The organism is Telluria sp. ZB4P37, from assembly GCF_059685855.1.
This window is the reverse complement of the sequence record NZ_JCASID010000001.1, coordinates 546028-558424: the sequence shown is the minus strand read 5'-3', so window position 1 is coordinate 558424 and position 12397 is coordinate 546028. Positions and strand designations below refer to the sequence as shown.

Sequence of the window (12397 nt, the reverse complement as noted above, 5' to 3'; positions counted from 1 at the left end):
GTGTCTAGACCTACTATTCTAGACCTGACCGATACAGATATGAGGACGCTCATGCCACGCAAACCAGAAGCCCCCAAACCCACCCCCGCCGAGCTCGAGCTGTTGCAAGTGCTCTGGCCACTGGGTTCCGGCACCGCCAAGCAGGTGCACCACGCCATGCAGGAACACAAGCCCGACGTGACCTATGCCACCGTGCTGCGCCTGATGCAGATCATGCACGGAAAGGGCCTGCTGGTGCGCGACGAAAGCGAACGCTCCCACGTCTACGCCCCGGTGCATGCCCGCGACTCGATGCAGACCAATTTGCTGCAAGACCTGGTGCAGCGCGCCTTCGCCGGCTCGGCCAAGGCGCTGGTGCTGGCCGCCCTGAAAAGCGGCATCTCGAAGAAAGAACGCGACGAGATCGAGGAGCTGCTCAGGGAAGACACGCCAGGGGACGGCAAATGAGCAGCGCCCACCTGATCGGCAGCATCGGCTGGACACTGGTCCACTTCCTGTGGCAGGGCGCGCTGGTCGGCTGCGCCACGGCGGTCGCCCTCACCGTCCTGCGCAATGCGCGTTCGCAGTCGCGCTACCTGGTGGCCTGCGTCGGGCTGTTCCTGTGCCTGGCCTGGCCCGCGACCGAACTGGCGCTGCGCCTGCTGAGCGGCGAAGACGCCGGGGGCGATGCGATGGTGCTGTTTGCCGCCGGCCTGGTGGCCGGCGCGCCGGTCGACGAGGGCTGGAGCGCGCTGCTGGGTGAGCAATTGGCGCCGATCGTGGCCACCTGGGCGGTGTGCGCCCTGGCCATGGCCTTGCGCATGGTGCTGGGACTCGTGTGGATCGGACGCGCCGCCGCGCGCGAGCGCATCGACGCCCCCTGGCAGGCGCGTGCCGAGCGCCTCGCCGCGCAGTTCGGCATCACCCGCACGGTGCGCCTGCGCGTGGTGGAACGACTTGGCAGCCCGATCACGGCCGGCTGGTGGCGCCCGGTCGTGCTGGTGCCGGCAGCGCTGGTGTCAAACATGCCTGTCCACCTGCTCGAAGCCCTGCTCGCCCACGAGATGGCCCATATCAAGCGTCACGACTACCTGGTCAACCTCGGCCAGAACGTGATCGAGACCCTGTTCTTCTACCACCCGGCGGTCTGGTGGATCTCGGGACGCATACGCGTCGAACGCGAGCAGATCGCCGACGATTTCGCGGCACGGATACTGGGCGAACCGCGGCGCCTGGCCCTGGCCCTTTCCAAGCTGGAGAAACTCCAGTTCTCAACCCACCACCTGGCCCAGGCGGCCAACGGAGGAGATCTTATGTCACGCATCAAACGCTTGCTTCGCCCCGATACCCAGGCACTGAACTGGAAAGCGGCCATTCCCGTGCTGGGACTGGCGGCCATGTGCACCGCGGTGTTCGCCCATGCGGCGCCCAGCGCCAAACTGCCTGAACCGGACACCATTGCAGTGGCCGACTTCAACTCGTGCAAACGCCCGGAATATCCTGCAGAGTCAGTAAAGCAAAATCACACGGGAACGGTCACGCTGAGCTTCCTGGTCAGCAAGAGCGGCAAGGTGCAGGAGGCGAAGATCGAGACGTCGTCCGGCCATGTACCGCTCGACGAAGCGGCGCGAGATGCACTGGCGAAATGCAGTTTCAAACCTGCGCAAGCCAAGGGCAAGCCGGTCGACTCGGTGACCAAGGTGCAGTATGTCTGGGCCTTGAGTTAAACACGTTGAATACGAACAGCCCGGCGGGGACGCTCGCCGGGCTGTTGGAGAGGATGGGCGGCGGAAACTGCCCATTTGCTTTTTTAAACTGCCGACACGTCCAGCTCGCAGCCGGTGGCGGCCAGCACTTCTTCCCTGGTGACGCCAGGAGCCAGCTCGACCAGCTTGAGGCCAGTGTCGGTCACGTCCAGCACACCCAGGTCGGTGATGATGCGGTCGACCACGCCCACGCCGGTCAGCGGCAGGTCGCATTTCGGCAGGATCTTGTGGCTGGTCGAGCCATCCTTGGCAGTGGCGACGTGTTCCATCACCACGACCACGCGCTTGACGCCGGCCACCAGGTCCATCGCGCCGCCCATGCCCTTGACCATTTTGCCAGGGATCATCCAGTTGGCCAGGTCGCCGCGCTCGGACACCTGCATCGCGCCCAGGATCGCCAGGTTGATCTTGCCGCCGCGGATCATGCCGAAGGAATCGGCCGAGCTGAAGTAGGCCGAACCCGGCAGCGCGGTCACGGTCTGCTTCCCGGCGTTGATCAGGTCGGCGTCCACCTCCGCTTCAGTCGGGAAGGGGCCGATGCCCAGCAAGCCGTTTTCCGACTGCAGGAACACTTCGATATCCTGGGGAACGTAGTTTGCCACCAGGGTCGGCAGGCCGATGCCCAGGTTCACATAGAAACCATCCTGCAGTTCCTTCGCCGCACGCGCGGCCATTTCATCACGAGTCCATGCCATGTTCTGTCTCCGTAGGTCTTAGTTCGCGGCGCGCACGGTGCGCTGCTCGATGCGCTTTTCCGGCGTCGGGTTGTGGACGATGCGGTGCACGAAGATGCTCGGGGTGTGCACCTGGTCCGGATCGATCTCGCCGATCTCGACCAGCTCTTCGACTTCCACGATGCAGACCTTTCCCGCGGTGGCGACGTTCGGGTTGAAGTTGCGCGCGGTCTTGCGGAACACCAGGTTGCCGGCCTTGTCGGCCTTCCACGCCTTCACCAGCGACACGTCCGGCACCAGCGAACGCTCCATCACATAGTGCTCGCCGTCGAACTCGCGGGTTTCCTTGCCGTCGGCGACGATGGTGCCGTAGCCGGTCTTGGTGAAGAAAGCCGGGATGCCGGCGCCGCCGCAGCGCAGCTTTTCGGCCAGGGTGCCTTGCGGGGTGAATTCGAGTTCGAGTTCGCCGGCGAGGAACTGGCGCGCGAATTCCTTGTTCTCGCCGACGTAGGACGAGATCATCTTCTTGATCTGGCGCGTTTCCAGCAGCTGGCCCAGGCCGAAGCCATCGACGCCTGCATTGTTCGAAATCGCGGTGAGGTTCTTGGCGCCGGTGTCGCGCAGCGCTTCGATCAGCGCTTCCGGAATGCCGCACAGGCCGAAGCCGCCCACGGCGATGGTCTGGCCATCTGCAACGACGCCGGCCAGCGCCGAGTTCGCATCAGGATACACTTTGTTCATACCCGTCCCTTTTATAGTTAAGCCACCAAAGCTCTTCTGCACTACGTAAACCCGGCGAACCTGCTGCGCGTTGCACTGTCGGCTTGCGATGCTCGCTGTACGCTTGTACAGCTGCGCTTCTCAGCCAACCTTGCTGCCGCTCGCGACGGTTCTCCGATGTTTCCTCCAAGAGTAGAGTCTCAGCATAAAATACACTGGACCGAATGACAATACCGTAGAACTACGGGCCGGCCCGTCGATCAACCAGCGAGTCAATCCAGATCAACCGAACCCAGCAGATGAACGCAGCCACCGCCATCGATTACGAGACGATCTTCCAGCAAGCCCCGGTCGGCATGTGCGTCTCAAGGGACCGCGTGATCCAGGCCAGCAACCTGGCCCTGGCCGCGATGTTCGGCTATGCAGAGGGCAAGCTGCACGGCCAGTCGTTCAGCGTGTTGTACCCGACGATGGACGAGTTCCTGCGCACGGGCGACCGCATCGTGCCGATCATGAATGCGAAGGGACGGTATTCGGACGAGCGCATCATGCGCCGCGCCGATGGTGAGCTGTTCTGGTGCCATGTCACCGGACGCGCGCTCGACCCTTTGCTGCCGCTGGGCGCGGGGGTGTGGACCTTCGAGGACGTGAGCGAGAAGCGCCCGGTGTCGGCCGAGCTGACGCCGCGCGAGCGTGAGATCGCCGCGCTGCTGGTCGAGGGCAAGACCAGCAAGATGATCGCGCGCGACACCGACCTCAGTCCGCGCACGGTGGAGATGCACCGCGCAAGCCTGATGCGCAAGTTCGCCGCTTCGACTTCGTCGGAGCTGGTGCACAAGCTGGTGGGCGCGCGCTGAACTGACCGTGCTGGCGCCCTGGGCCGCTGATGTTGCCTGGGCTGCGACTGCAAGCAGACACTTCCCGAAGTCGCACGGTACGAACTAGCCTGGTAAGGACAGACTCCACCTCGAGTGCCCTCCCCCGTTCCGTGGCCTTTATCGGGCGCAATCGCCAAGGTCGGGCGTGTGCGGGCCCCAGCCAGCCTGACAGGTCAGGAATGACCCTCCTTGCAGCGGTCTGCCAGAATGTCGCGAAATCAAAAATTGTTCAAAGGAGAATTCTATACAAAAAAGCTTGCGCGAAATTATCCTAGGCAATGTCACCAGTTCATTTGACAAAGGTCAATGTAGAAATAGCAGGAAAGTCAAAGATATGACTGGGGAATAGGTCCACACGCACACGACCGGTTTTTCCCTTATCACGATGTAATGTGCCATCCGATCTTGATCAGAGCGCCACTGCCCAGTTTCCATGGCTGTCATCGAAGGTCGCGGACGTGGGCGATTGGGTGAAACCGCAACTTCAGGCCCATCAACGAATAAAAGCGATCGCGTCCCCGCGGCCGTGAAGATTACATACTGCAATTGCTGCTAGCAAAAGACACGGAACATACTTCTTTCTGCCTGGCCATTACCTGACCATCCATTGAACTCTGGCGGATGCGGCCAGATCTACAGCGGGCGAAATGTCTAGCATCATCGCCAGACATTCGCGTCCCGTTCCAGCAGGGCTTCGTCCACACCTGCGTGATTGCTTTCGCCGTTGGCTAGATGTAGGAACCGACATCCGTGCCACGCATCAGGCGATGATTCGTTCCGAGCGCTGCTTGACGGACTACGAATATGAAGAGCAGACAGGAAATTGACCTAGAGCTCGTCAAATCCGCGCAGGCCGGCGATATCGCCGCTTTTGAAATTCTCATGAATCGCTACAGGACTCGACTTATCCGATACTTGTCGCCAATGGTACGCGATACGAGGGATACTGAAGATGTCGTACAGGATACGTTTATAAAAGTTTTTATGGGACTTCACAGTTTTCGCGGCGAGTCTTCATTTTCCACCTGGCTTTTCAGGATTGGGATCAACACGGCGAAACGAAGCCTGACCCGCCGCGGTCGGCGCATCCCGCAATTAAGTGAACCGGCTACCGAAGGCGCCGGCAGCCAGCAACACTCCGACGCCGATACCGATTATGAAACGCCCGAGGCAGCGATGGAATCCAAGCAGGTCATGGATATATTCAACGCCGCCCTTTCCGAACTGCCCACGGAGCAACGGGCAGCCTTCATCCTGCGGGAAATCGAGGGCTTGAGTTATGAAGAAATTGCCGAGCAAATGCATTCGCCCGTCGGCACGGTGCGTAGTCGCATTCACCGTGCGCGCGACGCGATCGCCGCAGCGCTGAAGGATAGTTGACGCCCTTGGCACCTGGAAAACCGGCAACTGGTAGCAAGGTCGATGCTAGGAAGTCCCCGGTCACCCCTCATTGCACCATCATGGCGGAATGGCGCCGCCAAACGGCTCCCTGGATCGCCGGTTTACGAGCACGCGGACGCTCAGCGCCTTGTCGTCGCATACTCGTCCGTCGGGTTTTCCAGCGCGACCGGCAATGTCAGCGCAAAACCGAGGGTGATGATCCATCCAATCACTGTCCAGCCAGTCAGCGCGCTGGCAATGAAGAACTGGTCGGCGCCGCTGTAATTTCGCTTCAATGCGATTACGCCAGGCAAAAGATAGATATAAATAGCGGAACCGAGGGCGATCGCAACGATATGAAACAAGAGCATGCCCAGCGCAACCAACAGAAAGATGCTGATACGAAATAGTGGTAACACGGCGTTCCCCCTGGACGTGAGATCGGCGTAGCCAGCTTCAGCCGGCGTGCGCGTAGTGAACTGGCCGGTCGTTTTCCATTTCATCCGCCTCATACAGGCTCTGGCGGCGCATGCCGGCACGCATTCTCCTGGCGAACGCGCCTGCCGTGCCGATACCGATGCCAAGCGCTGCGGCGAAGGCGATGACGGCAAGACGCGACTCTGCAGGCTGGATAGGGACCACTGCTTCGTCGACGATCCGGACGTTGGTTGACCGGTCCTGTGCGTCGACGCTCATCTCTTCGACGCGGCGCAGGACGGATCCGTATATGTCTGTTTCGGACTTCAGGTCGCGTGCCCGACGCTCGAGTTCGGTTGCTACCCTGGGCACTCTCTGCATGTCGCCAGCTACCGAACCCGCTTCCTGGCCCAGGCCTGCAATCTGTCGATCGAGCGCGACCAGTTCCGGATGCGCGTCGCCCAGCCGCACGCCGAGCTCGTCACGCTTTTGACGCAGTTCGGACAAGCGCGTCTTGGTCCCCGAATAGCGCGCAAGCTGCAGCTTCGTGTCCTCTGCCAGGTCTGCCGCACGTTCATTTCGCTGGTAGGTCTCATATCGCCCCTCCGCCAGCTCCACCCGCTTTTTCAGCATCGGCAGTTGCGCGCGAAGGATCGCGAGCGACTCGTTTGTTTCCTTGCCCTTCTGTTCACGCACAAAATTCATGTATGTATTGCCGAGTTCATTCAGGAAAGCCTGCGCGCGCCGCGGGTCAGTGTGCTGCAGGCTGACCTTGATAATGCCGGTATCCTTGCCAAGCTCGCTGACGTCCAAACCGGATGTGATGTCGTCGATGGCGGCCACCCTCGGGCGCCGCATCAGTACATACGTGGTATTCACCGCACCGCTCAACTCGTCAATTCGCAAGGAAACCACTTGCTGGCCGACTGTCATGTGGTGCAGCTGGCCTATCGTCCCCGTAGAGCTCGACCGGCTCTTTCGTTCCTCGACCCGGTACCGCCCGGGCCCGGTTTTCGTCACCCTGAATATCGTGTCGACCAAGGCTTCCGGCACCTCCAGCAAGCCGATACGAATCCTCTCATCGTTCCAGGCATACCCGCCCCAGGCGGGCGAAACTGTCGCCTCCCGGCGCGCGTTCCATCTGGCAATCGCCGGGCCAATCAGGGGAAAATACCTCGGACTTGCCGTGATATCCATTTTCAGCTTATCGACCGCGGCGCCGACAATTGCGCGAGAACGCAGCAGCTCGACCTCAGACATGGCGCGTTTGAATCCTGACCCTGGCGAGGCATTTCCAAGCAGGCTCTTTTGCTCGACAGATCGCATGTCCGCCACCTGGATCAGCAGGTTGGCTTCATAAGAGGACGGCTTGGCATAGGCGTACAGTGCGCCAAGCGCCGTAATGGTCAGCGCGACGACCACGATGAACATGCGGTAGTGCACGACGACACTCAACTGCTCCGAAAAGCTGATCGGCGTGATGACGGGTCCGACCTCGTACCGGTTGCCAGCCGATTCAGACGAAACGATCTCATTCTTTCCCATGTTGCTCTCCTTCCATCCACATGAAATTGTTTGTGGAGGAAAATTGTCTAGGAACAGATGTCTGTCCTCACTAACATGCAGGTTAACCGTCAATTGGTTAATTCATTTGTGCTGCATCAAGAACGTAGAGCAAGCATGGCTAAAAGAATGTGTTAGGAACCGAGATTTGCACGCATGACGCGGGCCGCATTCAAGGCGCGCCTGAGTAGTCGAGCGGCCTTATGCTCATCGGCAGGGGGATGTCCCATCCATAATTTAAGATCGCGGCGGCGTGCAAGGAGCGCGCGCCTGCAAATGGCCGGCGCGTCCACCGCCAGGGCAGCAGGCGTCCGGTAAACATGAATCCGGTGAAGCTCCGTATGTTGTCCCAGCAGGCGGTACTTGTATTCGTAGGGTCCCCAACCGAAATTGAACCGTTTTCCACCGTTCTCGATTGCATGGGTAATGCCGTAATAACAGCTGAGCGTGCCGAGATTGTAGCGATCGTAATCCGGGTGATGAGCGATGGTCAGCATGGTATACGTCGAGCCGATGCGCAACATGATCACGCCGGCACACAACTCCCCATCGATCGTCACGGTGCCGACAATGCCATAGCGTTTTACCAAGGCAATCATCTTTTGTGTTTCCTCGTCTGTGTGGTAGCAGGTTTGGCCTTTTACCGCCATCCTCATCCGGCTAAACTCGATAATCCGATGCAGGATATTGTCTGGCACCTTGACCGTCGCAAGAAACTCCTTCTTGACAGAAGCAAAGTCCGACATCAGTTTCTTGTCGTAACGCTTGATGTTCGCGGCCATTTTTTTTCCCAGCATACCGATGTACTCGCCATGACTATGAGGCAATAGTAGCGAGATATCTTCAAGACATTCCAGGCGCTGGTGCGGAAATGGGAGCGTCTCGGTTGGCGCATCGACCGCGTACAGGGACAACCGGCGGACATCCGGGTAATGGCGGAAGACCGCTTCCGCAAATTGCCTCAGCTGTAAGGGGGAAATGGGAATTTGCTCGTTATAAACATGGACTTCGTCCTTGTCTTTGCGAAAAATAAACAGCGCGTCAATACCGTCGCCGCTCCGGGAGACATAGGTCTTTGCCGCATGCAACGGATAATATTGCTGGAAGCGCAGCATGGTCGTCATATGGCATTCATACAGCGACTCCAGCGTCGCTTCGGCAAAATCGGGAATGCCATTTTCATAGATGTATGTCTCTGCACGCATCTGATCGCAAGCCCTGGAATGCTTTCCCGGCCAAATATTCAAGATCATGTCCTCGCTCCTTCGGTGTCATGGCGGCTTGCGCCAGGCCTGGCCTTACATTTTTCGCGCACTGGGCACGCCGCGTATTCGCTGCACTTCCGCCAGCCCCCCTGCGATAGTGAAGACTGCGGCCCCGACGGCGCTAAACAGGCCCAGCTTCCAGCCGATGCCCAGCCATAGGTCGCCACCGCCCGCAGTTTCGTAGAACGAGGTCGCCACCAGGCCAAAGGCGGCGGCTCCGGCCGTGATCAGGACTAAGCGCCGGGGAAACATGTCAGAAATCGATGTGCCTAACAGTCGAGCGATGACATGCAAGTTAACCGCTTCGCATAAGGCGAACGCCACCACGCTGCCCAATGCCGCGCCGGCCAGACCGAAGCACCAGGCACCCGCCACGCTGATCCCGATCGAGACGACCAGGCCTGCGGCATTGATGCGGACCGCAAGCTTGCCCAGGTTGAGAATCGGCATTGCGTAACCGATGGCAAACGATTGCATCATGATCAGGACGAGGTAGGCGCGCATGACAGGCACCGCGGCAAGGTACTGCGCCGTATAGACGAGCTCGACAATTTCGGGCGCCAGCACAAACAGGGTGCCTGCGATTGGCACGAGGAGCAGCGTCGCCGCGGAGCTCCCTTTGAGCAGGAGGCGATGGACTTCCACATAGCTGCCCGATGCGAATGCGGCGCCGAGCCTGGGCAGCATCGCACTGTTGATCGGCTGGCGAATGAGGGTGGCGACGGGCAGGACGACTGCACCGATCGTCAGCGCGGCAAAGGCCGCGCTTGGGAAAATGGAAGCGGCAATCCACTGATCGGATTGGACCCGCAGGCCATACAGGCTGGCTCCCACTGCAAACGGTAAGGAATAGCGAAGCTGGACGGCCATGAGCTTTGGCTCGCAGCGGACCTGCCCCCCGCCGGGCCTGGTCCGCAGATAGGCAAGCGTGACGGCGACCCGCAATACGGTCTCCATGACGAGCGCGGCAACGACCCATGCGAGCTCATGGGTAAAAATGGCGGCCATGAAGATCAGGACAGTCCGGACAAGGGCAATACCCAGGTCGGCCGAAAACTGCCAGATGATGCGCCCCTCCGCAATGGCAAGGGTGGTCGTGATCGACAGCAGAACGGATAATCCGAGGAAGACGGCCGAACCGCCATGCGTGTCGTGGAAAAGCTTGTGGAGTGAAAGACCTCCTGCCGGGTTGAGCGGGCTGGCGACGATGGCGGCAAAGCAGCCCATGACGGCCAGGTACACAAGCACATTGCCGATCACCGCCCGTCTGCGTTCTTCCGACGCCACGGGCAGGAAGTAATACAGCGATTGCGGCATGAATGCGGGGGCCAGGGCCAGCGCCGTACCCAGCATCAGCGTCAGGAACCGGTACTGCCCGAAGGTCGCAGTATCGAGGTTGCGGACAAGGACGACAGGCACCAGGAATTGCAGGACGAATTCGACCATTCCTCCGGCAGTCAGCACTGCCGCGGATTTCCCGATCCCCATCTGGCGCGCCTGCCCGGCCATGCCCGTCAACCCTGACGCGGGTAGAGGTTCAGGAGGATGCGGTGATAGGCATCAACCATATGTGCAAGCGAAAACTGGCTATGCACTCTTGCCAGGCTGGCGCTGCCAAAGGCCGCGCGTCGCTTTCGGTTGGACAGGCGCTGTATATGCCGCGCCATGTGCGAGACATCGGCCTGCGGATAGAGCAGCCCGTTCTTTTCATGCTCGACAAATTCCGACGCGTTGCCGACATCCGCCATGATCAATGGTTTGCCCAGCCCCATCGATTCAAGTGCGGCAAGCGACACCGTTTCGCTGCGCGTCGGCACCGCCATCACGTCGCAGCATGATATGGCGAGCCGTACATCCTGTAGCGATCCGGTGATTTTCACTTCGTCCTGCAGCCCCAGGCGCTCGACCATGGATTCGATCGCCGCGCGGATCGGCCCGTCTCCGATGATCAGGCATTTCACGTCCGTACCGGCCGCACGTGCCGCATGGATCGCGGCCACCAGGTCCGCATGACCTTCTTCGTGCCGCAGGGCCCCACAAACGCCCACCACATAATCGCTTTCCGCGAACCCATGCGCTGCCCGGAACAGGCCCTTCTCCGCTACAGGAAAATCATTGCGCAAGCGGTCCAGATTCACGCCATGACGCACGACTTCCGTCCTTCTTGCCGTCAGAAGGTGGCGCTCCCAGTACGAACGCTGGTTCTTGCCCATGTACACCAGCAGATCCGACATCCAGAACAAGGGGCGCAATGCCAGTATCTGCAGCCAGGATTCCATTGGAAATGGCGCCGCGGAGTGAAGGATCTCGACAATGCGCACCCTGCGCTTCGACATCAAGCGCAGCATCCATGCGTAGACCAGGGGGTAAGGATTGACGCATACGATGATATCGATCTCCTTGGCGTTTGCGTAGGCGCCGAGCTGGCGGACAGCTGCAAGGTCCAGCTTGCGGTCGGCGCCCAGGCAGAACACGAAGACGCCGTCCTGCACCCTGGCGTGGGCCTGGGGGGATTCCGCTTCGTCTTTCAGGTAGACCAGCGACACGTCGAAATGTTGACGGTCAAGGCCTTTCGCAAGGGCAAGCGCATGGCTTTCCGCGCCGCCCATGCTCGCCGATACGACGAGGAACATGACCCGGACCTGCCTTGGGCCTCTCGTCTTATCCATGGCATACCTCCTCGATACCTTGCACGTAGGGCGCGATCACATCCTGCTCCGCGTAATGCCGGGCCATGAAGTCCCGGCAGCGCTCGCTGCTCTCCTGCCATTGGCGGTGATCCGAGACGAGTTCGCGTACCCTTTGTTCCATCTCGTCCATGGTGCCGGCGGCATGCCCCAGGCGCTCGCGCCGGATCACACCATCCGGATCGAAGAAAGCGACGACCGGCGTGCCATGGATCCAGGCCTGGAGGTAGGAGTTGGGAAAACCTTCGCTGTCGGACGTGTTGACGAAGACATGCGCACCAGCGTAGTGCTGCGCCATCTGGTGGTAGGGCACACGCCCGCGGAAATCGAGGTTCGGGATACGCGCAGCATCTTCGGCAATACTGGCATACAGGCTCCTGGAGCCCGGCTGCTCCCCACCGATCATGCGAAACCGCAGGTCCGGCATCCGGCGGGCCAGGGCAAGCAGCAGGTCCGGCCGCTTGAACTGGCGCACGTTGTTGACCCATAACACATCGATGGTGCGTTCGACCGGCGTCTCGCTGGATTGGACCAGCATGCGCGCCACCATGCTGCCACGCCGGTAATTCGCAAGCATGGCCTCGTACTGGCGCTGGGTCTGGACCAGGATGCGGTGCGCATGGCGCAGCCCATACTCGTACAGCTTCTTGTCACGCCAATACTTGATCAGCAATGCGTCCGGCGTGCAGTCGCTATCGTGGGCCACCCGGAAAATCAGCTTCCGGTGATAGGTGCTGCAAAACAGCGAGACCAGGCCCAGATGCATGCCGGCACAGCTCAGGTAGTAGACGTCGGCATCGGCTTTCCGGAGCGCGGCCCAGGTCTTGATCCACCTCGGATACACAAACCGCAGCAGGGGGAGCCCGGCGGCCTGCTTGAAGGAACGGTGCGTCATGATTCCATCCCATTCGGCAGCGTCCGGCTGCCCATAATCGTAGACGACCATGCTGACCTGGAAGCCGTACCGCACGAGGGCCTTCGCCAGCAACGTCTGCTGGACTTGCTCGCCGCCGATGCCATGGGCATTGAATTCCTCCGCGAGCACCGGCAGGTTGTCCATGCCAACAA

Annotated in this window: 12 protein-coding genes; 4 read left to right on the top strand and 8 right to left on the bottom strand. The window is 60.5% G+C overall.

Features of this window, described 5'->3' with window-relative positions; genetic code table 11:
• Positions 1-51 precede the first annotated feature (51 nt).
• Positions 52-447, top strand: coding sequence for a BlaI/MecI/CopY family transcriptional regulator (locus AC56K1_RS02790; protein WP_497156309.1), 396 nt, complete (start codon positions 52-54; stop codon positions 445-447).
• Complete coding sequence (locus tag AC56K1_RS02785; protein ID WP_497156308.1) at positions 444-1706, top strand: TonB family protein; 1263 nt, start codon at positions 444-446, stop codon at positions 1704-1706. The genes AC56K1_RS02790 and AC56K1_RS02785 overlap by 4 nt, the downstream gene beginning before the upstream one ends.
• A gap of 83 nt (positions 1707-1789) precedes the next feature.
• On the opposite strand, the gene AC56K1_RS02780 is transcribed toward AC56K1_RS02785, so the two are convergent.
• Positions 1790-2440, bottom strand: a complete 651-nt coding sequence (locus AC56K1_RS02780; protein ID WP_497156307.1) for a 3-oxoacid CoA-transferase subunit B — start codon at positions 2438-2440, stop codon at positions 1790-1792.
• 18 nt (positions 2441-2458) lie between these two features.
• Positions 2459-3160, bottom strand: a complete 702-nt coding sequence (locus tag AC56K1_RS02775; protein ID WP_497156306.1) for a CoA transferase subunit A — start codon at positions 3158-3160, stop codon at positions 2459-2461.
• Positions 3161-3438: 278 nt separating this feature from the next.
• Between AC56K1_RS02775 and AC56K1_RS02770 the strand changes: the two genes are divergently transcribed.
• Complete coding sequence (locus tag AC56K1_RS02770) at positions 3439-3996, top strand: LuxR C-terminal-related transcriptional regulator (protein ID WP_497156305.1); 558 nt, start codon at positions 3439-3441, stop codon at positions 3994-3996.
• Positions 3997-4821: 825 nt separating this feature from the next.
• Positions 4822-5397 carry a sigma-70 family RNA polymerase sigma factor gene (locus AC56K1_RS02765; RefSeq protein WP_497156304.1) on the top strand — a complete coding sequence of 192 codons (576 nt, stop codon included), beginning with the start codon at positions 4822-4824 and terminating at the stop codon, positions 5395-5397.
• A 140-nt stretch (positions 5398-5537) separates the two neighbouring features.
• Here AC56K1_RS02765 and AC56K1_RS02760 read toward each other — a convergent pair whose 3' ends face one another.
• The 6 genes from AC56K1_RS02760 to AC56K1_RS02735 all read right to left on the bottom strand — a co-directional run bounded on the left by AC56K1_RS02760 (position 5538) and on the right by AC56K1_RS02735 (position 12389).
• Positions 5538-5900 (bottom strand): superinfection immunity protein, encoded by a 363-nt coding sequence (locus AC56K1_RS02760; RefSeq protein WP_497156303.1) that lies wholly within the window; start codon positions 5898-5900, stop codon positions 5538-5540.
• Entirely contained in the window at positions 5854-7359 is a 1506-nt protein-coding gene (locus AC56K1_RS02755; protein ID WP_497156302.1) for a GNVR domain-containing protein, read from the bottom strand. Before AC56K1_RS02755 ends, AC56K1_RS02760 begins: the two co-directional genes overlap by 47 nt.
• Before the next feature lie 152 nt (positions 7360-7511).
• Positions 7512-8630, bottom strand: a complete 1119-nt coding sequence (locus AC56K1_RS02750) for a GNAT family N-acetyltransferase (RefSeq protein ID WP_497156301.1) — start codon at positions 8628-8630, stop codon at positions 7512-7514.
• Positions 8631-8675: 45 nt separating this feature from the next.
• Positions 8676-10130 carry a lipopolysaccharide biosynthesis protein gene (locus tag AC56K1_RS02745; RefSeq protein WP_497156631.1) on the bottom strand — a complete coding sequence of 485 codons (1455 nt, stop codon included), beginning with the start codon at positions 10128-10130 and terminating at the stop codon, positions 8676-8678.
• Positions 10131-10156: 26 nt separating this feature from the next.
• Entirely contained in the window at positions 10157-11275 is a 1119-nt protein-coding gene (locus AC56K1_RS02740) for a glycosyltransferase family 4 protein (protein ID WP_497156300.1), read from the bottom strand.
• 28 nt (positions 11276-11303) lie between these two features.
• Positions 11304-12389, bottom strand: a complete 1086-nt coding sequence (locus AC56K1_RS02735; protein WP_497156299.1) for a glycosyltransferase family 4 protein — start codon at positions 12387-12389, stop codon at positions 11304-11306.
• Positions 12390-12397 lie beyond the last annotated feature (8 nt).